Genomic DNA, 25606 nt, shown 5'->3' with positions numbered 1-25606 from the left:
TGTGAAATGACTGGCAAACGACCTTTGCGCTGCCGCGTCAGCGAGAAGCAATAGCAAATTGAAGACCAAGCGTCGCGACGCTTTTTATTTTCCCGGCTGTCACCTGAGTCCCGCGGCGGTAGCTCATTTCGCCAGCTCTGCGACCAGCCTTCGCCTTCGCATCGGGCTGGACTCGTCAGCCGAAGCTTCAGCGACGCCACAGCCGCTTGTTGGCGAAAGCCCGACCGGAGCCCGACTTGAGGTAGAGCTCAAATTCACGGGCTGCTCCGACATCGTCGAACGCAACGTAGGTCACGAGCCGCCACGGCTTGTGTTTGGCGGTGTGAGGCGATTGCCCCCGGTTGTGCGCGTTCAATCGCGATTTCAGATCATCGGTCAGTCCAATGTAACGCTCTTTTGCGCCTTCCACTGACTCAATGAGGCAGACGTAATGCATGCCCGGTGATTTCTCGATGGTCCCGCCGGCCCTCCTTCGCTCTGCGAGCTACGGCGGGCAGCCTTCGCCTTCGCTTCGGGCTGGCCTCGCCAGCCGAAGCTTCAGCGACGCCACAGCCGCTTGTTGGCGAAAGCCCGACCGGAGCCCGACTTGAGGTAGAGCTCAAATTCACGGGCTGCTCCGACATCGTCGAACGCAACGTAGGTCACGAGCCGCCACGGCTTGTGTTTGGCGGTGTGAGGCGATTGCCCCCGGTTGTGCGCGTTCAATCGCGATTTCAGATCATCGGTCAGTCCAATGTAACGCTCTTTTGCGTCTTCAACTGACTCAATGAGGTAGACGTAACGCATGCCCGGTGATTTCTCGATGGTCCCGCCGGCCCTCCTTCGCTCTGCGAGCTACGGCGGGCAGCCTTCGCCTTCGCTTCGGGCTGGCCTCGCCAGCCGAAGCTTCAGCGAAGGCTGGTGGAGCTGAGGGGAATCAAACCCCTGACCTCTTCATTGCGAACGAAGCGCTCTATCAACTGAGCTACAGCCCCATTTACCCAAAGGGAGCGCAGTTGTGAGAAACTCGCATCGTGGAGTAAACACCTTTTTAGCCCCCGGGCTCATCCTCGCTCCCACCGCGAGATCGGGCGGTGCGAAAAAAGCAGGCACATTTTTTTGGATATATTTTGAACGATTTCCGCCCGAGCCCGTCTGTCCCCCTGTAAGTCCTTTGTTCTTTTTGCCTAGTTCATAGTTTGTAGTTTGATAAGTCGGCAAGGGCGTCGGGTTTTTCCCGACGCCCTTACTGTTTCTCGCAACCGAACAGCAAAATCTGGACGGCCCTTGCTCAGTTGAGCAGGGTTGGCGCGCATTTCGCCCCTCGATGCCCGACTTCCGCGTTTTCTGCCCATCACCCCACCCTTCGCAGGAATTTCTGGAGCTGAGCGCGTCTGAATCCCATCACTTGGTGACCGTGAATCGCGCACGCACCGGCGATCCCGTGGTCGCATTCGACGGCACCGGACAGGAATGGCGCACCGAACTCGAGCGGGCCGATCGCCGCGCGGCGCGGCTCAAGATCGTGGCCCCCCTGCCCGTCCGCCCACTGCCCTGCGCCATCACCCTTGCGCAAGCCGTGCCGAAGGGCGCGGTCATGGATGCCATCGTGCGTCACGCGACGGAAATTGGCGTCCGCCGCATCGTCCCGCTGCACACGGAGCGCACACAGGTGCAATGGGACGAAAAGCGACAGGGCCGTAAGCGTGAGAAATGGGAGACCGCCGCACTGGAGGCCGCCAAGCAATGCGGCAATCCGTGGCTTCCCCGCATTGACGAGCCGATGGATTTCGCCGCCGCCGTCAACGACCTCGTGTCGACGCATGACCATTCGCTTGTCGCGAGCCTGCACCCGGGGGCCGAGGACCTGTTCTCCACCGTCAGCGCTTGGCGCACGGCCACTCCCTCTGCCCCGCGCAGGGTGCTGTGGTGGGTCGGTCCGGAAGGCGATTTCACCCCGGCGGAGATGGCGAACCTTACCGCCGCCGGCGCGCAGCCCGTCTCTTTGGGTCCACTCGTGCTGCGCTGCGACACCGCCGCGACCTACGCCCTCGCCGTCATCAGCGCGGCGCTAAATCCCTGATGCTCACGTCGCGACTCTCCTCCCTGTCGTTTCGCACGTGGCTGATCCTCGGCACCGGCATTTGGTCGCTTATCCTCGTCACCGTGACCGGCACCTTGATCAACCGGGTCACCGCGTCGTCCGATGCCGCTGTGACCGAGGTCAACTTGAACGATCGCCTGGATCGCGCCTCCTTTCGCTTCCAACAGCTGCTGCAAGCCGCCGAATTGAGCATTCGGTCCACCGCCCGGTTCACCCCCGCCTCGGCCACGCCGAGCGAAGCGGTCTGGCGCGACATCCTGCAACGCTCCATCCCGGTGCTCGAACAGCGACCGGAGCTCACCCGACTCGGCTACTCCAGCGCCACGACCGGCGAATACGGGTTCCTCTGGCGGGAGGAATCCGGCCGGCTGCTGCTGCACCTCGCCACTCGCCAACCCGACGGCACGCTGCGCCAACGCCGTTACAGCGCGCCGGGATTCGGTTCCCTGGAACTCATCGAAACCCTGCCGGCCGGCACCCCGCTCGAGTCCTTTCCCCTGCCCTCCTCCGGCGCGCCGGCCGAGGAGGCTGAATCGTTCTACTGGAGCACCGTGCACCACCTCCGCGGCATTTCCCCCGCCATCGGCGTGACCTGCGTCCTGCCCGCCCCGCTCAATGGCGATGGCATCGTCCCCGGGTATTGGTGGGCTGAATACGACCTCACGCAGCTGCACCGTTTCACCGTGGCGGTCCAGGAAGAGACCGGCCTGCGCATTTCGATCTTCGATCATCAGCGCAACCCACCACTGTGGGTGGGTCACCACAACCGCGCCGCCATCGCCGGTCTGCCCAGCATCAGCGCCCTCGCGGATCTGCCGGCCAGCGACGCGATTCTCAATCCGATCCTGCACGACTCCGAGCGCTCCCCCGCGGCCAGCCCGAGCCCGGTGACCTCCGCCCAAATGGGTCAACAACTCTGGTTCGCCCGCCAACAATACCTGCCTGCGCCCTACGACCGTTGGAGTATCATCGGCGCAACCCCAGGCTCCGGTGAGGCGGCGACGAACGGCATCACGTCGACTCCACTCTACCTTGGCATCGCCGTCGGCGGCAGCGTCATGAGCATTCTGCTCGCCTGGTTGATCGCCCGGCTGCTCTCCCGTCCGATCGAGTCACTGTCTGCCTCGGTCGAAACCTTCGCCACCACCGGTGTCATCGACATCACCGACACCCCGGCGCCGCGGGAAATCCAGGACCTGCGCCTGGGGCTCCGCGAACAGGGACGCAACCTGCTCAATCGCCAAAAGCAGTTGGCCGAGATCAACGCCAACCTGCAGCGCCAGGTCGACCAACGCCTGAGTCACGAGGCCACCCTCACCGCCATCTTCGACAACACCCCGTTCGACATTTGGACCACCGACGCCAACGGCACCTACACCTACCAGAACCGCCTTGCCCAGGATCTGCACGGTGACGTCATCGGTAAACGCGTCGACGAAATCGAAGATGAGGCCAGCCTCGTGCAGGACCGCATCGAACGCACCCGGCGCGTGCTCGCGGGTGAAATCATGAGCGCCGACACCGTCGAGGATACGCCTCGTGGCCGCCGCTATTTTCACGTGGTGGAGGCACCGATTCTGCGAGAGGGCGAAGTGGTCGGCACGCTCGGCGTGAAGATCGATCTCACCGAACAGCGCCGCGCCGAAGCCGCGTTGCGCGACAGCCAACGCCGCATCAGCCGGCACCTCGAAAACACCCCGCTCGGGGTGGTTGAGTTCGACGAGAAGTTCCGCATTCGCAGTTGGAACGCTTCCGCCGAAGCCATCTTTGGCTGGAAGGCCGAAGAGGCCATCGGTCGCCTTGGCAGCATGATCGTCGCACCGGCCGATCAGGACCAGGTCACCGCTACCTGGCGCACCCTGTTGGCCACCCCCGAAGGCTCTCGCAACTTCAACCAAAACCTCACCAAGGACGGCCGTATCATCGACTGCGAGTGGTATAACACCCCCATCGTCGACCCCGAGGGGAAGATCGTCGGCGTGTCGTCGCTCGTGCTCGATGTGTCCGATCGGCTCATGGCCGAGCGCCTCTTCCGCGATTCCGAAGAGCGCTTCCAACGGGTGTTTCACCTCTCGCCCGCTCCGCAGGTCATCGCCAGCTACCCCGACGGACGCATCATCGACGTCAACCAGGCCTGGCTCACCACCTTCGGCTACAACCGCGAACAGATCATCAACCGCAATGGTCTGGAGCTGAACCTGTGGAGCGATCCCGCCGACCGGCAGCGTTTACTGCGCACCTTGGATTCCACCGGCAGCTTCCCGCCCCAAACCCTGCAAATGCGCGACCACGCCGGCCAGGACCGCACCGTCCTGTTCAGCGCCGCGCGCGCCCGTCTCAGCGACAGCGAGTGTGTGGTGATTTCCGAAACCGACGTCTCCGAACGCATCGCCACCGAGAAGGCCTTGCGCGAGAACCGGCAATTGCTCGAAACCCTCGTCGCCCAGCTCCCCGGTCTCTCCTTCCGCTGCCTGATTGACGAGAACTGGACGATGGTCTGGGTGAACCGCGGCGCGATGAACCTCACCGGCTATCCGCCTGAAGACTTCCTCGAAAGCCGCATCAGCTTCAACGACCTCATCCTCCCCGCGCACCGTGAATCGGCCCGCACCATCGTCGAGGGGGCCCTGCTAAAGCCGCTCGGCCAACGCCGCTATTCACTCGAATACCAAATCAAACACCGCGACGGGCGCATCCTCTGGTTCTGGGAGCAGGGCGAGATCATCCGCAACCCGCACACTCTCATCGACGAGATCGTCGGTTTCATCAGTGACATCACCGAGCGCAAGCAGGCCGAGACCCAACTGCGCGAGCTCAACGAAACCCTCGAGCTGCGCGTCGCCGCTCGCACCGCCGACCTCGAGTCGGCCAACGAAAAGCTCACGGAACTCGACCGCCTCAAGACCGAGTTCCTCGGCACCATGAGCCACGAGCTGCGCACGCCGCTCAACTCCATCATCGGCTTCTCCTCCATCCTCGCGCGTGGCATGGTCGGCCCGCTCTCGCCCGAACAGCACAAGCAGATCGGCATGGTCAACCAGTCGGCAAAAAACCTGCTGGAACTCATCAACGACCTGCTCGACGTCTCGCGCATCGACTCCGGTCGTATGGAAATGCTGCGCGAGGAGGTCGATATCCCCGCGCTGCTCGCCGAGGTTGAAAAGGATCTCACCCCGCGCGTTAAACCCGAGCGCATGACCTACGTCACCACGCTCGCCGACGACCTGCCCGTGATTGTGAGCGACCGGCGTCGCCTGCACCAGATCCTCTTCAACCTCGCCGGCAACGCCCTCAAGTTTACCCCCGGCCCCGCCGGCCGCGTCGAGGTCTCCGCCCGCCGCAGCGCCGACGGCGGGGTGATCATCGCCGTGAGCGACAACGGCATCGGCATCAAAGCCGAACACCTGCCGCAACTCTTCGAAGCCTTTCGCCAAATTGATGGCTCGGCCCGCCGGGTCTACGACGGGGTCGGACTCGGCCTCAACCTCGTCCGCAAGCTCACCGCCAAGCTCGGCGGCCACATCAGCGTCGAAAGTGAGTTCGGCCGCGGCTCCTGTTTTACCGTCACCCTCCCTCCAGCCTCGCCCGGCGGTTCAAATTAAGGTAAGCACCCCACCATCAACGACTCCCCCTGCTTCTCACTCCCCTGGCCATGCCCACCGCGCTCCTGATCGAGGATAACGACTCCAACCAACATCTCGCCACCTTCCTGCTCGAAAAAGCGGGCTTTGTTGTCACTCAAGCTGGCGACGGCGCCATCGGACTCGCATCGGCGCAGCGGGAACGGCCCGACATCATCGTCCTCGATATCGAAATGCCGGAAATGGACGGCTACGAGACGCTCGAACACCTGCGGGCCGATCCTCGCACCCGCGACATTCCCGTGCTCGTCGCCTCCTCCTATGCCATGCCCGGCGAACGGCAGCGCGCCATGGAACTGGGCGTGCAGGATTACCTCGAAAAGCCGTTCGACCCGGACGACTTCATCAACCGCGTCCGTCAACTCCTCTCCGCATGAGCCACACGATCCTCATCGTCGAAGATAATCGGAACAGCATTTACCTGCTTGAGCAGCTGCTCCTGGACGCCGGTCACCAGGTGTGGAAGGCCGCCAACGGGCGGGAGGCGCTCGACATCCTCAAAGTCAAAGGCGACCCGGACCTCGTCGTCTCGGACGCCCTCATGCCCCAGATGGATGGCTTCGAGCTCTGTCACACCCTGCGCACCGACCCGCAGCGCTGCCGCCTCCCCTTTGTCATCTACACCGCCACCTTCACCGACGAAAGCGACGAACGCTTTGCCAAGGAAGTCGGCGCCGATTGCTACCTCATCAAACCCTTCGATCCCGAGAAGATCGTCGCCCGCCTGGAGGAAGTGATCGCCGAAGTGCGCGCCGCGCCGCCCCGCACCCCGCGCAGTCCCGCCGCGCACGAGACCTTTTTCGAAGGCCACAGCCGCCGCATGTCGGTCAAACTCGAGGCCAAGGTCGATGAGTTGTCCGCCTCCAACGCCGCCCTCGCCGCCAGCGAAAGCGAGATCCGCCAACTCAACGACCGCCTCGTCGAAACCATCCGTCAGCTGGAGACCGAAGTGGAGGAACGTCGGCGGGTCGCCAACCAGCTCAGCCTCGGTTTCCACGTCGCCCAGATGGGCAGCTTCGGATTCGACTTCGATCGCGGCACTTCCTGGTGGTCGCGCGAAGCGTTGGATCTGCTCGGCCAACCGGCGATCGCCAAGACGCTCGTGTGGGACCAGTTCGCCCGCAACATTCCGGTCGTGCAACGCGCCGCCGCCGCCGCCGTGTTTTCCCCCGACCCGTCCGACACCCGCCCGCGTGAAGTCGAGTTCACCCTCGAGTCCGCCAAAGGAGAACGCATCCACCTCTTTGCCCGCACCGAACTCGCCGCGATGGACGAGTTTGGTGAGAATCGCCGCATCGGCGTTGTGCGCGACATCACCTTGCGCCGCACCGCCGAGTCCGCCCGCATCAGCATGGAGCGGCGTCTGCGCCAATCACAGAAGATGGAGGCGATCGGCAACCTCGCCGGCGGCATCGCGCACGATTTCAACAACTTCCTCGCCGTCATTTCCGCCACGAGCGAATTGCTGGAAATCGACGCCAAGGAATCCGGACTCAACTCCCGCTGGCTCGAAAGCATCGGCGACATCCGCGAGGCCTCGGCCCGGGCCAAGGACCTGGTGGGCCAGATCCTCCTCTTCAGCCGCAACGAGCGCTCCAAACGCGAACCGATCGATCTTCGGACCGTCATCCGCGACGCCATCAGCCAGTTCAACAAAACCGTGTCGGGCCACATCCTGGTTTCGACCGAGCTTCAGACCAATCGCCTCGCCCTCGCCAACCTCGGGCAGTTACACCAGATTGTCCTCAATCTCTGCAACAACGCCAAATACGCCATCGGCGACAAACCCGGCGAAATCAAAGTCCGCCTCACCTCCTCCTCGCTCAACGAGGAACAAGCGCGGCGGCGGCCGCCCCTCGTCGCCGGCGACTACCTGCTGCTCGAGATCATCGACAACGGCAGCGGCATGGATGAGGACACCCTCCAGCGGATTTTTGAACCCTTCTTTTCCACCAAACCCGCCGGTCAGGGCACCGGCCTCGGCTTGTCGGTGGTGCACGGCATCGTCACCAGCCACGACGGTGGCATCTTCGCCGACAGCACTCCGGGCGTCGGCACCACCTTTGCGATCTACCTGCCGGCCGCCCATCACTCCCCGTCCCCCGCCGGCGGCGCGCTTGTCGGCGGCAATGTGCCGACCGGAACCGGCGAACGTATTCTGGTCGTCGATGACGAACCCGCTGTCGCCAAGGTCGCCTGCTCCCTCATTGGCCGCCTGGGCTACGCCGTCGAGTCGATGAATGACCCGCGTCTCGCCCGCGACCGACTGCTGAAGAACCCCAACGAGTTCAGCCTCGTGGTCACCGACTATTTCATGCCCGGCCTCACCGGCGCCGACCTCGCCAACGCTGTCTGGGCCCACCAACCCGATCTGCCGATGATCATGATCGTCGGTTTCGGTGGCCAAATGGACGCCGGTCGCGCGCACGCGGTGGGATTCAAGGCCTTCGTCAGCAAACCCTTCACGCTGCAGTCGCTGGCCGACGCCATCCACCGCGCGCTGAAAACCGCCTGAGGCCGCCCGTCTGCGGGCGCGACGTCGCCTCTCGGGCGATCACCACACCAGCAGCCCACCCGCGTAGGTGAGCCCCGCGCCGACGCTGCAGAAGATGATGCGATCCCCGGGTTGGAAGATCTCTTCCTCGGCGCCCCAACCCAGCGCCATCGATACGCTCGCGCCCGAGGTGTTGCCGTATTTGGAGATCGTCACCACGAAACGATCAAAGGGGATCCCCACGCGCTTCGAGACCGCCCGCAGGATGCGCTCGTTGGCCTGGTGCGGCACCACCCACGCGATGTCCTCCGGCTTCAGGTCGTGCCGCTGCAGGGTCGACTCAATCTCATTCGCAAACGCGATGACGGCATTCTTGAATACCGTGCCGCCGTCCATCTGCAGGTAGAAATCCTTGATGTCGATATCCTCCGGCTTGGGCCACGGCTTGTTCGCCCCACCCCCCCGACGTTGGATCGCCGCATAATGAGTCGCATCGCCGGACAAAGCCATGCGGTGCAGCCGGTGGCCGCCCGCCGCGTCGGTCAGCACCGCCGCACCCGCGCCGTCGCCGAAAAGAAAGGCGGTTTCGTGATCCTTCGGATTCGTGATGCGCGACAGCAACTCGGCCGTGACCACGATCACGTTCTTCGCCGATCCGCCGCGAATGAGTGAACGCCCCACCTCCAGCGCATACAACCAACCCGAGCAGGCCGCATTCAAATCAAACGCCAAGGCAAACGGGATGCCCAACTTTCGGGCCAGTGCACTGGCCATCGACGGCACCGGCTGATCCGGAATGATCGTCGCCATGATCACGCCATCGACGGTGGTGATGTCGATTCCGGCCTGCTCCACCGCGTGTTGCACCGCGATCGAGGCGAGGTCCGTGGCAGACTGACCTTCATCGGCATAACGGCGCTCCCGAATGCCGGTGAGCTTGATCATCTCCTCTTCGGTGCGACCGGGAAACTCTTTCAGCACGTCCTTGGTCGAGCGCACGTTGTCGGGCACCGCAAAACCCACGCCGGCGATGCACACCGTCTCATCGACCCTGGACTCGGAAACCGCCGGTGCCGCCATTGGGGTCGCCTCTTGCTTGGCCAAATAGGCCGCGACGTCGTCACCGGAAACCCGACCACCCGGCCCGGTCGCCGCGATGTCGGTGAGGGTCGCCGGATCGAGCCCCGCTTCCTTGACCAACTTAACCGCCCGCGGCGTCCACTGCGGGCCCGACGAAACCGTCGAAGTCGGAACTGTAGCCGGGGTCGGTGACCCCGGTTTCGCCTCGGTCGGTTTCATCTCGGCCGGCTTCTCCGCTGGCGGCTTTGCCGCCGCCACCGCGCCCTTCACCTCCAAATGTTTCAGCGACATATCCGCCGTTTCGATACGCATGAACGGCTCGCCCGAGGGCACGATGTCACCCGGCCGCACCGCCAACGAAACCAAGGCGCCGTCACACGGCGCCTCGTATTCGAACACGGATTTATCGCTCTCCAGTTCGGCGATCTTATCGCCTTTGGAGAAGCGATCCCCGGCCTTCACCATCACATCAATGACGGTGAGTTCGTTGACGGTCGCGCCCATCGACGGGACCGGCACATCAATCACAATGAGTTGCTCGAGAGAATCGGCCATGGTGCAGGTCAGCAAGCTGAGCCGCCTTCGCCGACGGGTCAATGCCCCTCCCACGCCACAAATGGCCGCAATCGATTCAGGCCCGCACCACCCGCCAGATCGCGAGGCAGCGCTCGATCAGGCCAGCCAGCTCGGCGAGCGGCACCATGTTGGGCCCGTCGCTGATCGCGTTGGCCGGATCCGGGTGTGTTTCCAGGAAAAGCCCGTCCGCGCCCGCCGCGAGCGCGGCTTTGGCCAGCGGTTCGACATACTCGCGCTGGCCGCTGCTCTTGCCCCCGCCCGCGCCCGGCAACTGCACGCTGTGCGTCGCGTCGAGGATGGTCGGGTAACCGTTTTGGGCCATGATCGGGAAGCTGCGCATGTCGACCACCAGGTTCTGATAACCAAAAGTCGTGCCGCGATCGGTCTGCCAAATCTCGGCCGCGCCGCCTTCGCGCAGCTTGCCCACCACGTGGACCATGTCGGTCGGGGACAGAAACTGCCCCTTCTTCACGTTGACCGTCTTGCCCGTCGCCGCCGCCGCCAGCAGCAGGTCGGTCTGGCGACAAAGGAAGGCCGGGATCTGCAAAACATCCACCACCTCGCCCACCGGCGCGCATTGCTCGGCGTTGTGAATGTCGGTCACAACCGGCAGGCCGAATTCGCGTTTCACCATCGCCAGCAATTCGAGACCGGCCGCCATGCCCGTGCCGCGATCGCCTTGAATCGAGGTGCGGTTGGCTTTGTCGAAGGAGCCCTTGAAGACGATGTTCAGGTCCGGCTGCGCGTCGCGCAACGCGACCAATTGCGTCGCCACCACGCGGCAGACCTCGGCGTTTTCCAAGGAACACGGCCCCGCGAGTAACAGGAGTTTGTTGGAATCAAAAAGCATACGACGCAGGGACCCTACTTCGTTTTCTTGGCCTTCGGCTTCGCGGCCGCCTTCTTCGCAATCTTCTTGGCGGGTTTGGCCGGCGTCGAAGTGCCCGCCTTGCGCTTCATGGCGGCCTTGATGAAGGCCGCAAACAAAGGATGCGCCTCGCCGGGCTTGGACTGAAACTCCGGGTGGAACTGCACCGCGAGGAACCACGGATGCTTCTTGATCTCCACGATCTCGACCAAGCTGCGACGCGGGTTGATGCCGCTGATCGTCATGCCGGCCTTCTTCATGCGGTCGACATAGTCGTTGTTCACCTCGTAGCGATGGCGGTGACGCTCGCGCACCCGGTCGGATCCGTAAGCGCGGCGGGCGAGTGTGCCGGGCTGCAGCTCACACTCGTAGCTGCCGAGGCGCATGGTCGCGCCCTTGTCCACGATCTTCTTCTGCTCCTCCATCATCGTGATGACGGGTTCCTTCGCTTCGGGATCAAACTCAAGCGAGTTGGCGCCCTTAAGCTTGAGCACATTGCGGCAGAACTCGATCACCGCGATCTGCAGGCCGAGACACAGGCCGTAGTAGGGCACGCCGTTCTCGCGAGCATACCGCGCGGCAGCGATCTTGCCCTCGGTGCCGCGGTCCCCGAAGCCACCCGGCACGAGGATGCCGTCCAAATTCTTGAGCAGATCGAGGCCGTTCTTGGCCTCCAGGTCCTCGGCATCGATGCGCACCACGTTCACCCGGCAATGGTTGGCGATGCCGGCGTGGGTCACCGATTCGTAGACCGATTTGTAGGCATCCTGCAGTTCGATGTATTTCCCCACCACGCCGATGGTGACCTCGTGACGCGGGTTGTTGATGCGCTGCACGATGTTGTCCCACGGGTTTTTTTCCGGCATCGGCCGCTTCATCCCGAAGAGCTCGACCACGAGCTCGTCCATGCCTTCGCGTTGCAGCGCATGCGGCAATTCGTAGATCGACGACACATCGCGGCACTCAACCACCGCGCGCACCGGCACATTGCAGAACATGGAAATTTTATCGCGCATGCCCTGGTCCATCGGGTGCTCGCAACGGCAGACCACGATGTGCGGTTGGATACCGATTTCGCGCAGCTTCGCGACCGACTGCTGGGTCGGCTTCGTCTTCAACTCACCCGCCGCGCCGAGATAGGGCACCAAGGTCACGTGAATGAAGAGGCAGTCGCGCGGTCCCACCTCGAGCGCAAACTGGCGCATGGCCTCCAGGAAGGGCAGGCCCTCGATGTCGCCGGTCGTGCCACCGATCTCGGTGATGAGCACATCCACGTCTTTGCCGCCTTGGTAAATGCGTTCCTTGATCTCGTTGGTGACGTGCGGGATGACCTGCACCGTCTTGCCCAGATACATGCCCCGACGCTCGTTTTGGATCACGCTCTCGTAAACCTGGCCCGAGGAAAGGCTGTTGAGCCGGGAGAGTTTGCCACTCGTGAAGCGCTCGTAGTGACCCAGGTCGAGGTCGGTTTCGGCACCGTCTTCCAACACATAAACCTCGCCGTGCTGGTAAGGGCTCATCGTGCCGGGATCGACGTTCAGGTAGGGGTCAAATTTCTGAATACGGACGCGCAATCCGCGGACCTCCAGCAAAGCTCCGAGAGCCGCTGCGGTCAGGCCCTTGCCCAAGGACGAAACCACCCCACCCGTCACGAAAATATATTTCATCCAAACGGGTTAACGGGGCGCCCCGAACACTGACAAGAAAAAGCTCCCTCGCTGCCCCGATCCAGGCCGACTTTGCGCATGTTCCTGCCCCCCCCGCCGCACCCCGTAGTGTTTCGGCATTTTAGCTTTTCCGCCTTTCCGCGTTTCCCGCTACCCCATCCACCACCAGACACCGCCCCCGATCACCGCCAAGGCCGCCAGCGCCACAATGACGTAGACCGTCCACTTAAGGACCTTACCCAGCACCCACAACACCGCCAGCGCCACCACAATGACACAGCTCGCGACCAACCATCGGGGGTAGGCGTTCAAGTTGCCGAGGGCTTGCTGGATCTGCTCCATCATCTTCCTTCCACCAAACCGCCAATTCCTCCCACGCCAAGCAATTCCCCGCTTGCCACCAACCTCCGCCCTGCGCCCACTCCCTCCTCGTGCACTCCAAACCTCAAGTCCTCGTCTGGCTCACCTGCGACGGCGTCCATATCGACCCCGCCACCGGCAAACACACCATCCTCGGCGTCTTCTCCAACATCTGCGGCCGCCAGTTTCCCTTCGTGCACCCCTACATGGTCTGGTTTCTGACCGTGAGCGACGTCCAACCCGGCCAGCACAAGGTCCGCATCTCCATGGGCGTGGATCCCTCCCAGATGCAGCCGCTCATTGAGCGCCCCTTCGAGGCCAAGAGCCCCCTCCAGCGCATCAACCTCATCAACGAGGTGCGCAACCTCACTTTCCCCACCACCGGCCAATACGATCTGCTCATCGAGATCGACGACGAGCCGCTCCTCGTGACCAACATCCAGGTCACCGCCAACGGCTAACCACTTCCGCCGCCGGCCCGCGTCGCCGCACCCCCGTATCATGTCCGAGAACGCTTCCGCTTCGCCCGCCTTTGATCTCATCGGCGTCGGGTCCCCCATCATGGACCTGCTCGCCCCCGTGCCGGAGGCCTTCCTCCGCGATCACGTTGCCGGCGACAAGGGCGGCATGGTGCTCGTCAACGACGCCGAGATGAGTGCCATCCTCGCCCACCTCCCCGCCGCACCCGCCACCTCCACCGGCGGTTCCGCGGCGAACGCAACCCTCAACGCCACCCGCCTCGGCCTGCGCACCACCTTCCTCGGCAAAATCGGCAACTGCGAGGTCGCCGCCACCTACCGCGAGCGTTTCGCCGACCTCGGCATCGACACCACCCGCTTCAAGACCGGCGCGGTCCCCAACGCCCGTTCGCTCATCCTCACCACGCCCGACGCCGATCGCACCATGCGCACCGACCTCGGCGCCGCCATGACCCTCTCGCCCGACGAGATCAGCCCCGCCGACTTCGCCGGCTGCCGCCACGCCCACATTGAGGGCTACTTGGTCTTCAACGAAGCCCTCATCAACGCCGTGCTCGCCGCCGCCCGCGCCGCCGGTTGCACCGTATCGATGGATCTCGCCTCCTTCGAGGTCATCAACGCCACCCGCCCCTGGATCTTCAGCCAACTTGCCGAGGGCTTCGACATCATCTTCGCCAACGAGGACGAGATCCGCGCCCTCTTTGAAGACGAAACCTCGCCCTACGACGAACTCGCCCGTCGCCTCGCTTCCCACGGCGTGACCGCCGCGGTCAAGGTCGGCAAGGACGGCGCTTGGGTCGCCCGCGGTGACGAGCTGCACCGCATTGAACCCGTGCTCGTCGACACCGTCATCGACACCAACGGCGCCGGCGACTCTTGGGCCGCCGGTTTCCTCAGTGCCTACCTCCGTGGTAAATCCCTCCCCGAGGCCGGCCGCATCGCCAGCCACGTCGGCGCGGAGACGGTCAAACACCTCGGCCCCATCATCCCCGACGAAGCCTTCGCGGAACTCCAGGCCCGCCTGGCCTGAGACCGGCCCCTCCTTCTCTCTAGTCTCTATCTTTCTCTTTCTCCCCGCCCCGCGGAACGTGTCCGCCGTCCGACCCGTGGGGAGAAAGAGAAAGAGGAAAGAGAAAGAACGCCCGCCGCCGGTGCACACCCCTCACCGTGACCCCGTCACCCCGCGACTAGCCCGTTGGTCACGGTTCGCACGAATGCCGTCGCCGCCCCGACCGTGACCGCGCTTGTTCGATCGCATGCTCGCGATCAACTCGCTCACCAAGCGCTACGGCAGCCTCACCGCCCTCGATAACGTCTCCCTTGAGATTCCCGCCGGGGAATTCTTCGGCCTGCTCGGTCCCAACGGCGCCGGCAAATCGACCCTCATGTCGCTCATCTCCGGGCTCAAACCCGCCGACGCCGGCACCATCACCCTCGATGACCGGCCCGCCGGCTTCGGCCCCGCCGCCACCGCCACCCGCCGCGACCTCGGCCTCGTGCCGCAAAACCTCGCGCTCTACGACGAGCTCAGCGCCGAGGAAAACCTCCGCATCTTCGGCCAGCTCTTCGATCTCGACCACGCCACCCTCAACGCCCGCATCGACGAAAGCCTGCAGGCCGTCGGCCTCCACGACCGCCGTCGCCATCGCGTAAAAACCTTCTCCGGTGGCATGAAGCGCCGCCTCAACCTCGTCGCCGCCCTCCTTCACCAGCCGAAACTCCTGCTCTGCGACGAGCCCACCGTCGGCGTGGACCCCCAGTCCCGCAACGCCATCTTCGAGTTCCTGGAGAAACGCGCCGCCGAGGGCCTCACCATCATCTACTCCACCCACTATATGGAGGAGGCCACCCGCCTCTGCTCACGCATCGCGATCATCGACCACGGTCACATCCTCGCCGACGGCAGCCTGGGCGACCTGCTCGGCCACCTGCCTTCGAGCGAAACGCTCTCCCTCCCGATCACCGACGCCACCACCGCCGCTCTGCCCGCACTGAGCGCTCACGGCACGGTCACCACCGCAGAGGACGCCCATGTGCTCGCCCTCAACCCCGGCGCCAAACTCTCCGCCGTCTTCGCCCTCACCGAAAAATACGGCGTGCCCGCCTCCGCCTGCACCCTCACCCGCCCCAGCCTCGAGGACGTCTTCCTCCACCTCACCGGCAAAGCCTTCCGCGAGTAGAGCCCCCCGCCTTGTAACGTAATACGTTACAAGTGGTCTCCGTCACTTCCACGTTCACCGATTCCGTCCCTTCTTCCCATGCGCACCGTCCTCACCCTTCTCCGCAAAGACATCCGCCTCTTTCTGCGCAACAAGGTCGCCTTCGGCCTCACCTACATTGTGCCGCTCGTGCTGGTCTACATCTTCGGCCACGTCTTCGGCGTGAATGGCTCCGGTGGCGGCGGCCCCAACGGCATTTCGATCGCGGTCGTCAATCAAAGCGACGCGCCGGTGGCCGACTCCATCATCTCCGCCCTGCAAGCCGAATCCGCGTTCAAGGTGCTCACCCGATCCGTTGCCGATGACGGCACCGAGACGCCACTCACCGAAACTCGCGTGCGCGAGATGATCGACAACAATCAACTCCGCTTCGCGCTCGTGTTCCCACCCGACACGGTCAGCGACGATCGCTTCGGCCTGCGCCTCATCTTCCTCAACAACCCGCGCAATGAGATCGAAACCCAGACCGTCACCGGCCTGCTGCAAAAGGTCATCTTCACCTCCGCCCCGCAGGCTTTGATGGACGGACTCCGCAAACGCGCCGAAGGATTCATCGGCACCGCAGCGACCGAGCAATTTTACGACAACCTCGCCCAAACCATCGGTGATGCCTTCGGCGAGGATCCGGCCGCCATCCGCGCCGACATGGACGCCGGGGTGATGAACTTCGGTCCCGCGCCCAACTCCGCCGATGCCGACGCGACCACCGCCGGAGCCAACCCTTCCACCGGCGCGGCTGACTTCATGAGCCAACTCGTCGACCTGCAATCCGAACAGCTCGCCGGCGCCGACGTGAAAAGCCCCGCCGCCACCCGCGTCGTTGGCGGTTGGGCCATCATGTTCCTCCTCTTCTCCGTCAGCGGCGCCTCGACTTCGCTTTTCGAAGAAAAGCAGGCCGGTATTTTCCAACGCCTGCTCGCCTCACCCGTGAAACGCAGCCACGTGCTCTGGAGCAAATACCTCTTCAACGTGCTCATGGGCCTGTCCCAACTCTGCGTGCTCTTCCTCGCCGGCCAGCTCCTCTTCGGCATCGAAGCCACCGCGCACTTTCCCCAGCTCATCGTCGTCGCGCTCTTCGCCTCCATCGCCTGCACCGCCTTTGGCATGCTGCTCGCCGCGATCTCCTCGAGCCCAGCCGCCGCCAGCGGCCTCGCCACCTTCCTCATCCTCACCATGAGCGCGATCGGTGGAGCCTGGTTCCCCACCAGCTTCATGCCGGAGTTCATCCAACAGATCAGCAAACTCACCATCGTCTACTGGTCGATGGAAGGCTTCCTCGCGGTGCTCTGGGCGCAAAAATCGATCCTGCAGATCCTGCCCATCCTCGGCGTCCTCACCGGGATCGCCGTCGTCGTGAACGCCTTCAGCCTCTGGCGCTTCAACCGCGGCAACCTCTTCGACTGAGAGCCCCCAAAGGGTTCGATCACGTCCTTGCGTCAGCGTTGGCGACCTGATGCGATCACTACCCCCAAATGACCCTACCCCACCTGCGCCTCTTGCGGGTCACGGCCGTGGTTTGCCTCGGCGCGTGCCTGCTCTCTTCGACGTCCCTCGTCGGCCAGCTTCGCCCCTTTTCCCTGCCGTGGAATGACGACTCGGCGACGGTGACGGACTTCTCCGGCCTCAACACCCCGATCACCACCTCGTCCGCCCGCATCAGCATCAACAGCGCCGGCCAGCTCACCCGCAACGGTCAACGCGAACGCATGCTGGGCGTCAACCTCACCGTCGACAGCGCCTTTCCCAACGCCAGCGACGCCGCCGCCGTCGCCGGCCGCCTGGCCAAGTTCGGCTTCAACGCCGTGCGCTTCCATCACCTTGAGGCACCGTGGGGCGCACCCAACGTCCTGGTCGATTACACAGGCGACACCTCGCGCAACCTTAGCGTCACCCATCTCGACCGCTTGCACCGCTTCATCGCCGAACTCGCCGCCGAGGGCATCTACACCGACATGAACCTGCTCGTGTCGCGCCAGTTCTATGCAAACGACGGTTTCCCCGCCGCCATCGGCGAGATCGAGTGGAAGGAGCAGCAGGCCCTCAGCTTCTTCAGCAACCACATGGTTACCCTGCAGAAGGAGTATGCCCAAAAACTCCTCACCGCCCCCAACCCCCACCGCGGCAGCCTCCCCCTCGTCGACGATCCCGCCGTCGCCTTCATCGAGATCCTCAACGAATACGGCTACCTGCAGGCCTGGCACGACGGCACCCTCGATACCCTCCCCACTGTATTCGCCAACGAACTACGCGACCACTGGAACGCCTGGCTTGCCACCCGTTACGACGACACCGCCGATCTCCTCGCCGGTTGGCAGGCCGTCGACGAACCGCTCGGCCCCCAGTTGCTCACCAACGCCAATTTCGCCAGCGGCGTCTCCGGCTGGAACCTCGAGCAACACGACACCGCGGTCGCCGCCGCCACCGGCGTGACCACCTTCACCGACAACGCTCCGGCCCTCCGCCTCAGCGTCACCACCGGGGGGGCGGCCAACTGGCACGTGCAACTCAACCAGGCCGGCTTCGCCCTCACCGCCGGCCAGATCTATACCGCCAGCTATTGGGCCCGCTCCGCCGATACCCTGCCGCTCAGCGGAGTTATCGGCCGGGCCGCCGGCAACTACGCCACCCTCTACTCGATCGGCAACGCCACCCTCAACAACACCTGGCAGGAGTTCACCGTCACGTTCGTCGCCACCGCCGACGAACCCACCGTGCGCCTCAATTTCAACGGCTTCGGCAACCGCACCGGCACCGTCGAGATCGCCGCGGTTTCCTTCACCACCGGTGGCGCCGCCGGCGGTCTGCCCACCGGCACCTCCCTTGAATCCGCCAACGTGCCCGTCCTGCTCAAGAACGGCGGCAACGCCACCACCGCCCAAAAGGCCGATTGGTTCCGCTACCTCATCGCCAGCGAACAGACCTACTGGGACACGATGTATTCATATATCAAGGACGACCTCGGCTTCGCGGGCATCGTTTTCGGCACCATCGTCGCCAACAGTCCCGCCGGCAACCAGGCGCGCCTCGACGCCGTGGACTCCCATTTCTACTGGGAACACCCCGTCTTCCCCAACAACCCATGGGACGCCGTCGACTGGTTCATCCCCAACACCTCGGCCGTCAACTCGACCACCAGCCACATCGGCGCCTTCGCCCGCCAGCGCGTCGCCGGGAAACCCTTTTTCAACACCGAATACCAGCACCCGGCCCCCAACCACTACGCCGCCGAGGCTCCGCTCCTTCCCGCCGCCTACGGAGCCTTCCAGGATTGGGATGGTTTTTGGTTCTTCGAATACGGCCGCGGCGCCGAGGGCTGGGATCGGGCCGGGATCGACAGCTTTTTCGCCATGGACACCGATCCGGCCAAGATGGCCAACGTCCTGCTCGCCGCCAACCTGTTCCGCCGCGGCGACGTCTCCCCGGCCTCCTCCTCCGTCACCGTCGGCTTCGATGCCGAGGCTCAACTCGCAGCCACCCTCGCCGGCAGCGCATGGAGCGTCGGCGACGCCTCCCACCTCGGCCTCTCCGCCCGCCACGCGTTCGAAACCCGCGTGCAACTCGACGTCAACGCCCCGCGCACGGCCATCCCCCCCGAACCCACCGCGACCATCCTCACCGCCGACACCGGCGAACTCCGCTGGGACAACTCCGTTGCCAACCGCGGGGTCGTCACCGTCGACACGCCCCGCACCAAAGCTGTCTTTGGTTTCGCCGAAGGTCGCAGTGTCGACCTCGAGGGTTGGGTCTTCACGCCCGGCGACCTCAACCTCGACTGGCTCACCGCCGGCGTGACCACCGTATCCGGAGACTCGTTACAATCCGCCGCCGGTTTCCGGGCGCTGCTCATCCTCACCGGCGAGCGCGCCAGCACCGGTTGGACCTGGACCGACAGCTCCGAAACCAGCATCGCGAACTCCTGGGGCAACGGTCCGCCGCTCATCGAAGTCGTGCCCCTCACCCTCGACATTCCGCATCCCGCAAGCCGTGTCAGCGCCTGGGCGCTCGATGTGGCCGGCGCGCGCACCAACGCCCTCACGGTGTCCTCCCAAGGCAGCGGCGCCCGCATCGAGCTCGGCCAAAACGGCGACACGCTGTGGTATGAAATCTCCGTCACGGCCGACCCCACGGTCTCGGCGCCGACCATCGAATTGCATCCCAATGCCCGCCTCCTCGCCCCGGGTGACAACACCACGCTCAGTGTGACCGCCAGCGGAACCGCCCCGCTCGCCTACCAATGGTCGCGCAACGGCACCCCGATTTCCGGCGCCACCGCCGCGACGCTGGCGCTCACCAACGTCTCCACCGCCACCGCCGGCCAATACCGTGTGACGGTCACCAACGCCCAAGGCTCCGTCACCACCCGCGCCGCCACCGTCGCCGTCAACGCCTCGCCCCCCGCCTTCACCGGCCTGAGCAACCTCTCCACCCGCACCGGCACGGGCGCCGGTTCGAATGCGCTCTCCACCGGCTTCGTGTTAACCGGTTCCGGCACCAAGTCCCTGCTCCTGCGCAGCGTGGGCCCGGGCCTCGCTCCCTACGGCTTCACCACCTTCCTCCCCGATCCGGAGCTCGAGCTCTACGAACGCGTCAACGGCGCCACGATCTTCCGCGAGCGCAACGACGATTGGGACGCGGCCGCCGTCGGCGACGCCTTTGCCACCGTCGGCGCCTTCCCCATCACCCCGGGCAGCGCCGACTCCGTGCTGCGCAAGGAAATGACCGCCGGCGTCTACAGCGCCCTCATCGCCAACCCGGCGGACGATGGCAAACTCGTCCTCGTCGAACTCTACGACATGGCCAACGGCGCCGCGGGTCCGAAACTCGTCAACCTCTCCAGTCGCGGTTTCGTCGGCACCGGCGCCGATCTGCTCATCGCCGGCTTCGTGGTGCCCGGGGACGTGCCGCGGCGTTTCCTCATCCGCGCCGTGGGGCCCACCCTCGGCAGCTTCGGCGTCGACGGCACCCTCGCCGACCCCGTGCTCGAAATCGGCCAATTGGACGCCAACCAGAACTTCCAACGCCTCGCCCGCAACGACGACTGGTTCCGTGCCACCGATGTTGCGACGCTCGACGCCACCATGGATGCCCTCGGCGCCTTCCCCCTCCTGCCCGGCTCCAAGGACGCCGCCGTCATCGTCGAACTCGAACCCGGCGGCTACAGCGCACTCGTGCGCGGCGCCAACGACACCACCGGCATCGCCCTCGTCGAAATCTACGCCATCGAATAGCCGCGTAGTCGCCCTACCGTTTGTCACTTGCTAAGTGACAAACGCGGGGCGCGGTTTTTTGGGCTGACCGTTTCGTCGGTTCGCGCCATCCGTAGGCGTCGTGCGCCCCTCGCCTCCCTTCGCCATCTCCATCGGCCGCGCCTTCGGCATCACTGGTCTGTTCCTCGCCTTTCAGATCGGTTGTTCCATCCCCGTCGCCGTGGTGCTCGTCATCCTCCACGAGGGCGACATGGCTGCGATTCAGGCCAATCTGCCGACCCTGCTCCTGGTCGCCAACTCCGCCGCCGCCTACATGACCCTGGCGCTTGAGCTGCGCCGCCAGAAGCTGCCGTGGCTGTTCACGCCGCCGGCCCGCGCCTCCTTTGCCTGGATGCTGGTCCCCACCATCATCGCCACCCTGGGCACCGCGGTCCTCGGCGGCACGATCCTCGAGACGCTCAGCCTCCTGCTTCCGTCGATCTTCGATCCCAACGACAACCTGGCTGAGCTCTTCGATCTGGTCGCCCACCCGGTCACCATCCCCCTCACCCTCGTGGTCGTCGCCCCGCTCACCGAGGAGTTCATTTTTCGCGGACTCATCCTCGGCGGCCTCCTGCGCAGGACCTCACCGACCAAAGCCATCCTGCTCAGCGCCACCCTGTTCTCAGGGATGCACCTCAACCTCATCCAACTGCCGACCACCTTTATGATCGGGCTCGTCTACGGTTGGATCTACTACCGCACCCGCTCCCTCGGCCTCTGCATCTTCGCCCACATGCTCAACAACGCGCTGGCCATGCTGGTCACCGCCTACGTGCTCAACCTCGACGAAACCCTCCCCGCCGAAGACGAGCCACCCCTCTGGGTCCTCTTCCTCACCGCCGTCATCACCCTCTCCTTCGGCCTCGCCCTGATCCGCCACTTCACCACCCGCCCCCCGGTCGAAACCCCGCCGCCGCTCCCGCCATCGCCGCCCCCGCCCCTACCTCCAGCGCCCACTGAAACCGTAACCCAATAGCTTACAATTCACGCTCCGCCGCCCGGCGGCCCCCGCGCCGGCCTTGCACTTTTTTCCGTGTCAACCGTGTGCTCTAACGACACGTTTCCCCTCCCATGTCCGACGAGCTCGCCCAACAGGTCATCACCCTCGCCCAAAAAGCCCGCGCCGCTTCCTACGTGCTGGCCACGGCGCCGACCGCGCAAAAAAACGCCGCGCTGAGCAAACTCGCCGAGCTGCTTCCGGCCGCCGCCGAGCGCCTCATGGCCGCCAACCAGCTCGACCTCGACGCCGCCGCGGCCAATGGTCTCACCCCCGCGCAGATCGATCGCCTCACCCTGACGCCCGTCCGCCTCGAGCACCTCGCCGAGTCCGTGCGCCAAGTGGCCGAGCTGCCCGATCCCGTCGGCGACGCGCTCGAAACCACCACCCGCCCCAACGGTTTGGTGATCGAAAAACGCCGCGTGCCGATCGGCGTCATCGGCATCATCTACGAGGCCCGGCCCAACGTCACCATCGACTGCGCCATCCTCTGCCTCAAGTCCGGCAACGCCGCCATCCTGCGCGGCGGTAGGGAAATTTTTAATACCAACACCGCCTTCGCCGCCCTGCTCGCCGAAGCGCTCGCGCACGCCGATCTGCCCGCCGACGCCATCCAGCTCATCCCCACCACCGACCGCGCCGCGCTCAACACGCTGCTCAAACTCGACGAGCTCATCCACTGCATCATCCCCCGCGGCGGCGAGGGCCTCATCCGTTTCGTGGCTGAGAACAGCACCGTCCCCGTGATCAAACACTACACCGGCGTCTGCTGCATTTACCTCGACGAAGCCGCCGACCCTGAGCTGGCCGAGTCCATCACGGTCAACGCCAAGACCCAACGTCCCGGGGTCTGCAACGCTGCCGAGCAGCTGCTCGTCCACGCCGCCGCCGCGCCGACCTTGCTGCCCCAAGTCGCATCCGCCCTCGCCGCCGCCGCAGTCGAACTGCGCGCCGACGACCGCGCCGCCGCCATCCTCCGTGCCGCCGGCATCGAGCACCGCGCTGCCACCGCCGACGATTTCAAATCCGAGTTCCTCAGCCTCATCATGGCTGTGCGCATCGTTGATTCCCTTGAGGACGCCATCGGCCAGATCAACCGCGACAGCTCCGGCCACAGCGAGACGATCATCACCGCCGATGCCGACGCGGCCGCCCGTTTCCAAGCCGCCATCGACAGCTCGGCCGTGTTCTGGAACGCCAGCACGCGCTTCAACGACGGCTTCGAGTTCGGCTTCGGCGCCGAGATCGGCATCAGCACCGACCGCCTCCACGCCCGCGGCCCCATGGGCCTGCCCGAGCTCTGCTCCTACAAATACGTCGTCACCGGCACCGGCCAGGTGCGCGGCTAAGCCCACCGTCTTCGCCCCGATGACCGCACCGTTCGCCGATCAGGTCATCTGGGTCACCGGCGCATCCTCCGGGATCGGCGCCGCCTGCGCGCGGGCCTTCGCGGCCGCCGGCGCGCGGGTGGTGCTTTCTGCCCGCCGCGAAGCGGAACTGCGTGCGGTTGCCACTTCGCTCGCTGGCGGTCCCGACCGACATCTCGTCCTGCCGCTTGATCTCACGCAGGCCGAAACCTTCTCCGCCGCCGTCGACACCGTCATCTCCGGCATGGGCCGGATCGACCTGCTCCTCAACAACGGCGGACTCGGCCAACGTGGCGACGCCGCCGTCACGCCGCTCGAAGTCGATCGCCGCATCATGGAGGTGAACTACTTTGGCCAGATCGGCCTAACCAAGGCCGTCCTGCCGCACCTCATTGCCCGCGGCGCCGGTCGCATCGCGGTGATCGGCCTAACCAAGGCCGTCCTGCCGCACCTCATTGCCCGCGGCGCCGGTCGCATCGCGGTGGTCAGCAGCGTCGTCGGCTACGTCGCCACGCCGCACCGCTCCGCCTACGCCGCCTCCAAGCACGCGTTGCACGGTTTCTTTAACGCCTTGCGCGCCGAGCTCCACCCGACCGGCGTCGGCGTCACGCTCATCTGCCCCGGATATGTGCGCACTGAGATCAGCCTGCACGCGCTGGATTCGTCTGGCCAACGCCACGCCAAGCTGGACCGCAATCAGGCCAAGGCCATGAGCGCTGACACCTTCGCCGCCCGGCTCCTACCCCGGCTGGCCCGCGGCCGGAACGAGATCCTGATCGGCGGCCCCGAGATCTACGGGGTTCACCTTCAACGCTTCCTCCCGGGAATCGTGCGCCGAGTCTTGCGCCGCGCCTGACAATTTTGAACCCTTTTCGCCGTCAACGGTCTTACCCCGCATGCCAGCCCTTCGCTCCACTTTGATCGCCCTGCTCGCCCTCGCCACGGCTGCTTCGACCTTGGCGCAGGAGGACACATCCGACCGTAAGCGAGGCATTTCCAACAACTTGGCCTCGGCCCTCGCCGATACCATGCCGAAATTCAACCCGCCGCCGCCCAAGATCGAGGAAGAGGAAGACGACGGCGTGGACGAGGACCTCATGCTCAAACCCAAGAACGGCATCGTGCGCCTGCCCCGCGTCATCGTGGAAGGCAATCGCCCGCCGGTTTTCACCGAGCGGGAGCTCAACACCGACAAGGGCCTGGCTGAGCTCGCCACCAAACGTTACTTTTCCGACGTCAGTCAGGCGCTCAACAAATTCAACATCCCCTTCCTCTCCAAATCGCAGGAGGAGCTCGCCATGGCGATGTGGCAGGAGGACGAGCGCCTTCGCCTCATCGGCGACCTCCAGGACCAGTCCGACAACGCCCTGTTGATGGGCGACGAGGATGAGGCCAAGGAACTCAAGGCCCTGTCCCACGACACCCTCGGCCGCCGCGACTACCTGCCGGCACCCGACGCGCTCAACCGCGAAACCCGCAACTGACCCCGCTCTTGGGCTCATGAACCGCGCCATTCAACTTCTCGGTTCAGCCCTGTTCGCCGTCACGGTCTTCGCCGAGGACGACGGCGCACCCGCGCGCTCCAACGCACTCTCAGAAAACCTGGCTGCCGCGCTCACCGAATCGTTGCCAAAGTTCAACCCGCCGCCGGCCCTCGACGCGACAGATGAAAACGGTGACGACGAGCTCTTCGCCGACCTGCCTAAACCCAAAAACGGCATCGTCCGCCTCCCCCGCGTCGTCGTCGAAGGTGAGCGCCCGCCCGTCTTCAGCGAAAAGGAAATCCATACCGCCAAGGGCTTGGCCGAGCTCGCGGTGAAGCGCTACTTCACCACCCAGACCGGCCTCGCGCTCAACCGCTTTACGCTGCCGCTTTTCGGCATGGGCAAAGAGGCCTACGCTCTCCTGCTCTATGAACAAGACGAACGCCTGCGTCTCCTGCGCGAATACGGCGAGGAAGCCGACCTGCTCGACGCCGCCGGCGATGACGAACGCGCCGCCGAATTGCGCGACCTCCTCCACGACACCCTCTCCCACCAGCCGCTCTTCCTGAGCCCCGCCCACGCCCCCTACCGCGACGCCCGCGGGCAATAGGCCCAGGCGCCACCCACCGATGTGATCGCGAGCGTGAGCGAGTGGCCCTCCAGCCATCGCCGCGCGGCCTAATCGCCGCCCAACAACACCGCCGCGATCGCTTCCCACTCCGCGTCCAGCGAAGCCCCGGCCGGTTGCGCCGGTTTGCCGGCCCGCGCATACCAATAACCCGCGTTGCCGATATCGCCTTCCTTGCGATGCAGGTAGGCGTGCACCCAGTCGCCGGCCGCGCTCCCCGCCCGCTGCGCCTCGGTGTGCGCCCGGTCCCAATCGCCCCGCGCGTCCCACCACAAGGCCGCGAGGGCCGCATCCAGGTTTTCAGGCGATTCCAGAGTCTTGAAGGTCGCGAGGTCCATCGCGGTCAACTTCGACCACCTCCCTGTCCGACGCAACCCTTGCTCCGCGGCGCCGAGGCGCTTCTCCTGCTTGCCA

General features: G+C 64.9%; 21 protein-coding genes and 1 tRNA gene. 14 read left to right on the top strand and 8 right to left on the bottom strand.

Annotated features, from left to right (window positions below; genetic code table 11):
- Window positions 1-187 precede the first annotated feature (187 nt).
- From AC0MRV_RS11850 to AC0MRV_RS11840, 3 genes are all read right to left on the bottom strand, one after another.
- Complete coding sequence (locus tag AC0MRV_RS11850; RefSeq protein ID WP_472764684.1) at window positions 188-436, bottom strand: GIY-YIG nuclease family protein; 249 nt, start codon at window positions 434-436, stop codon at window positions 188-190.
- A 101-nt stretch (window positions 437-537) separates the two neighbouring features.
- On the bottom strand, window positions 538-786 hold the full coding sequence (locus tag AC0MRV_RS11845) for a GIY-YIG nuclease family protein (RefSeq protein WP_472764683.1): 249 nt from the start codon (window positions 784-786) through the stop codon (window positions 538-540).
- 112 nt (window positions 787-898) lie between these two features.
- A tRNA-Ala gene (locus AC0MRV_RS11840) sits at window positions 899-974 on the bottom strand.
- A 332-nt stretch (window positions 975-1306) separates the two neighbouring features.
- Between AC0MRV_RS11840 and AC0MRV_RS11835 the strand changes: the two genes are divergently transcribed.
- The 4 genes from AC0MRV_RS11835 to AC0MRV_RS11820 are packed head-to-tail and all read left to right on the top strand — an operon-like array spanning window position 1307 to window position 8239.
- On the top strand, window positions 1307-2062 hold the full coding sequence (locus AC0MRV_RS11835) for an RsmE family RNA methyltransferase (RefSeq protein WP_472764682.1): 756 nt from the start codon (window positions 1307-1309) through the stop codon (window positions 2060-2062).
- Window positions 2062-5685 carry a PAS domain S-box protein gene (locus tag AC0MRV_RS11830; RefSeq protein ID WP_472764681.1) on the top strand — a complete coding sequence of 1208 codons (3624 nt, stop codon included), beginning with the start codon at window positions 2062-2064 and terminating at the stop codon, window positions 5683-5685. The genes AC0MRV_RS11835 and AC0MRV_RS11830 overlap by 1 nt, the downstream gene beginning before the upstream one ends.
- Window positions 5686-5735: 50 nt before the next feature.
- Window positions 5736-6101: a response regulator gene (locus tag AC0MRV_RS11825; protein WP_472764680.1), complete on the top strand. Its 366-nt coding sequence runs from the start codon at window positions 5736-5738 to the stop codon at window positions 6099-6101.
- Window positions 6098-8239, top strand: a complete 2142-nt coding sequence (locus tag AC0MRV_RS11820) for a response regulator (RefSeq protein ID WP_472764679.1) — start codon at window positions 6098-6100, stop codon at window positions 8237-8239. The genes AC0MRV_RS11825 and AC0MRV_RS11820 overlap by 4 nt, the downstream gene beginning before the upstream one ends.
- Window positions 8240-8278: 39 nt before the next feature.
- On the opposite strand, the gene AC0MRV_RS11815 is transcribed toward AC0MRV_RS11820, so the two are convergent.
- The 4 genes from AC0MRV_RS11815 to AC0MRV_RS11800 form a co-directional block, all read right to left on the bottom strand.
- Window positions 8279-9853 (bottom strand): beta-ketoacyl-ACP synthase 3, encoded by a 1575-nt coding sequence (locus AC0MRV_RS11815; protein WP_472764678.1) that lies wholly within the window; start codon window positions 9851-9853, stop codon window positions 8279-8281.
- Between the two features lie 76 nt (window positions 9854-9929).
- On the bottom strand, window positions 9930-10724 hold the full coding sequence (gene kdsA, locus AC0MRV_RS11810) for a 3-deoxy-8-phosphooctulonate synthase (RefSeq protein ID WP_472764677.1): 795 nt from the start codon (window positions 10722-10724) through the stop codon (window positions 9930-9932).
- Between the two features lie 14 nt (window positions 10725-10738).
- The gene (locus AC0MRV_RS11805) at window positions 10739-12409 is read right to left on the bottom strand and encodes a CTP synthase (RefSeq protein ID WP_472764676.1); all 1671 of its coding nucleotides are present in this window, start codon (window positions 12407-12409) and stop codon (window positions 10739-10741) included.
- A 150-nt stretch (window positions 12410-12559) separates the two neighbouring features.
- Complete coding sequence (locus tag AC0MRV_RS11800; protein WP_472764675.1) at window positions 12560-12754, bottom strand: hypothetical protein; 195 nt, start codon at window positions 12752-12754, stop codon at window positions 12560-12562.
- 86 nt (window positions 12755-12840) lie between these two features.
- On the opposite strand from AC0MRV_RS11800, the gene AC0MRV_RS11795 reads away from it, so the two are divergent.
- From AC0MRV_RS11795 to AC0MRV_RS11750, 10 genes are all read left to right on the top strand, one after another.
- On the top strand, window positions 12841-13230 hold the full coding sequence (locus AC0MRV_RS11795) for a DUF6941 family protein (RefSeq protein ID WP_472764674.1): 390 nt from the start codon (window positions 12841-12843) through the stop codon (window positions 13228-13230).
- A gap of 40 nt (window positions 13231-13270) precedes the next feature.
- Window positions 13271-14278 carry an adenosine kinase gene (locus AC0MRV_RS11790; RefSeq protein WP_472764673.1) on the top strand — a complete coding sequence of 336 codons (1008 nt, stop codon included), beginning with the start codon at window positions 13271-13273 and terminating at the stop codon, window positions 14276-14278.
- A 226-nt stretch (window positions 14279-14504) separates the two neighbouring features.
- Window positions 14505-15428 (top strand): ABC transporter ATP-binding protein, encoded by a 924-nt coding sequence (locus tag AC0MRV_RS11785; RefSeq protein ID WP_472764672.1) that lies wholly within the window; start codon window positions 14505-14507, stop codon window positions 15426-15428.
- Window positions 15429-15506: 78 nt separating this feature from the next.
- Complete coding sequence (locus AC0MRV_RS11780; RefSeq protein ID WP_472764671.1) at window positions 15507-16871, top strand: ABC transporter permease; 1365 nt, start codon at window positions 15507-15509, stop codon at window positions 16869-16871.
- Between the two features lie 68 nt (window positions 16872-16939).
- Window positions 16940-20695 carry a carbohydrate binding domain-containing protein gene (locus AC0MRV_RS11775; protein WP_472764670.1) on the top strand — a complete coding sequence of 1252 codons (3756 nt, stop codon included), beginning with the start codon at window positions 16940-16942 and terminating at the stop codon, window positions 20693-20695.
- A 100-nt stretch (window positions 20696-20795) separates the two neighbouring features.
- On the top strand, window positions 20796-21692 hold the full coding sequence (locus AC0MRV_RS11770) for a lysostaphin resistance A-like protein (RefSeq protein ID WP_472764669.1): 897 nt from the start codon (window positions 20796-20798) through the stop codon (window positions 21690-21692).
- Window positions 21693-21787: 95 nt separating this feature from the next.
- Window positions 21788-23062, top strand: a complete 1275-nt coding sequence (locus AC0MRV_RS11765; protein WP_472764668.1) for a glutamate-5-semialdehyde dehydrogenase — start codon at window positions 21788-21790, stop codon at window positions 23060-23062.
- 19 nt (window positions 23063-23081) lie between these two features.
- On the top strand, window positions 23082-23936 hold the full coding sequence (locus AC0MRV_RS11760) for an SDR family NAD(P)-dependent oxidoreductase (RefSeq protein WP_472764667.1): 855 nt from the start codon (window positions 23082-23084) through the stop codon (window positions 23934-23936).
- 40 nt (window positions 23937-23976) lie between these two features.
- On the top strand, window positions 23977-24564 hold the full coding sequence (locus tag AC0MRV_RS11755; RefSeq protein WP_472764666.1) for a hypothetical protein: 588 nt from the start codon (window positions 23977-23979) through the stop codon (window positions 24562-24564).
- A 16-nt stretch (window positions 24565-24580) separates the two neighbouring features.
- On the top strand, window positions 24581-25174 hold the full coding sequence (locus AC0MRV_RS11750) for a hypothetical protein (RefSeq protein ID WP_472764665.1): 594 nt from the start codon (window positions 24581-24583) through the stop codon (window positions 25172-25174).
- Between the two features lie 68 nt (window positions 25175-25242).
- Here AC0MRV_RS11750 and AC0MRV_RS11745 read toward each other — a convergent pair whose 3' ends face one another.
- Complete coding sequence (locus AC0MRV_RS11745) at window positions 25243-25530, bottom strand: hypothetical protein (RefSeq protein ID WP_472764664.1); 288 nt, start codon at window positions 25528-25530, stop codon at window positions 25243-25245.
- Window positions 25531-25606 lie beyond the last annotated feature (76 nt).

Origin of the sequence: Actomonas spartinae, assembly GCF_051209155.1 — a bacterium.
Taxonomy (GTDB): domain Bacteria; phylum Verrucomicrobiota; class Verrucomicrobiia; order Opitutales; family Opitutaceae; genus Actomonas.
The sequence above is the reverse complement of the archived record's forward strand: the minus strand, read 5'-3'. Positions and strand labels throughout refer to the sequence as shown.

Bases quoted from the DNA above. Each gene is read 5' to 3' on its own strand.
- AC0MRV_RS11800 (WP_472764675.1), bottom strand. From the start codon at position 12,754: ATGATGGAGCAGATCCAGCAAGCCCTCGGCAACTTGAACGCCTACCCC.
- AC0MRV_RS11780 (WP_472764671.1), top strand. From the start codon at position 15,507: ATGCGCACCGTCCTCACCCTTCTCCGCAAAGACATCCGCCTCTTTCTG.
- AC0MRV_RS11790 (WP_472764673.1), top strand. From the start codon at position 13,271: ATGTCCGAGAACGCTTCCGCTTCGCCCGCCTTTGATCTCATCGGCGTC.
- AC0MRV_RS11775 (WP_472764670.1), top strand. From the start codon at position 16,940: ATGACCCTACCCCACCTGCGCCTCTTGCGGGTCACGGCCGTGGTTTGC.
- AC0MRV_RS11745 (WP_472764664.1), bottom strand. From the start codon at position 25,530: ATGGACCTCGCGACCTTCAAGACTCTGGAATCGCCTGAAAACCTGGAT.
- AC0MRV_RS11815 (WP_472764678.1), bottom strand. From the start codon at position 9,853: ATGGCCGATTCTCTCGAGCAACTCATTGTGATTGATGTGCCGGTCCCG.
- AC0MRV_RS11845 (WP_472764683.1), bottom strand. From the start codon at position 786: ATGCGTTACGTCTACCTCATTGAGTCAGTTGAAGACGCAAAAGAGCGT.
- kdsA (WP_472764677.1), bottom strand. From the start codon at position 10,724: ATGCTTTTTGATTCCAACAAACTCCTGTTACTCGCGGGGCCGTGTTCC.
- AC0MRV_RS11805 (WP_472764676.1), bottom strand. From the start codon at position 12,409: ATGAAATATATTTTCGTGACGGGTGGGGTGGTTTCGTCCTTGGGCAAG.
- AC0MRV_RS11755 (WP_472764666.1), top strand. From the start codon at position 23,977: ATGCCAGCCCTTCGCTCCACTTTGATCGCCCTGCTCGCCCTCGCCACG.
- AC0MRV_RS11760 (WP_472764667.1), top strand. From the start codon at position 23,082: ATGACCGCACCGTTCGCCGATCAGGTCATCTGGGTCACCGGCGCATCC.
- AC0MRV_RS11835 (WP_472764682.1), top strand. From the start codon at position 1,307: ATGCCCGACTTCCGCGTTTTCTGCCCATCACCCCACCCTTCGCAGGAA.
- AC0MRV_RS11820 (WP_472764679.1), top strand. From the start codon at position 6,098: ATGAGCCACACGATCCTCATCGTCGAAGATAATCGGAACAGCATTTAC.
- AC0MRV_RS11785 (WP_472764672.1), top strand. From the start codon at position 14,505: ATGCTCGCGATCAACTCGCTCACCAAGCGCTACGGCAGCCTCACCGCC.
- AC0MRV_RS11850 (WP_472764684.1), bottom strand. From the start codon at position 436: ATGCATTACGTCTGCCTCATTGAGTCAGTGGAAGGCGCAAAAGAGCGT.
- AC0MRV_RS11765 (WP_472764668.1), top strand. From the start codon at position 21,788: ATGTCCGACGAGCTCGCCCAACAGGTCATCACCCTCGCCCAAAAAGCC.
- AC0MRV_RS11830 (WP_472764681.1), top strand. From the start codon at position 2,062: ATGCTCACGTCGCGACTCTCCTCCCTGTCGTTTCGCACGTGGCTGATC.
- AC0MRV_RS11825 (WP_472764680.1), top strand. From the start codon at position 5,736: ATGCCCACCGCGCTCCTGATCGAGGATAACGACTCCAACCAACATCTC.
- AC0MRV_RS11750 (WP_472764665.1), top strand. From the start codon at position 24,581: ATGAACCGCGCCATTCAACTTCTCGGTTCAGCCCTGTTCGCCGTCACG.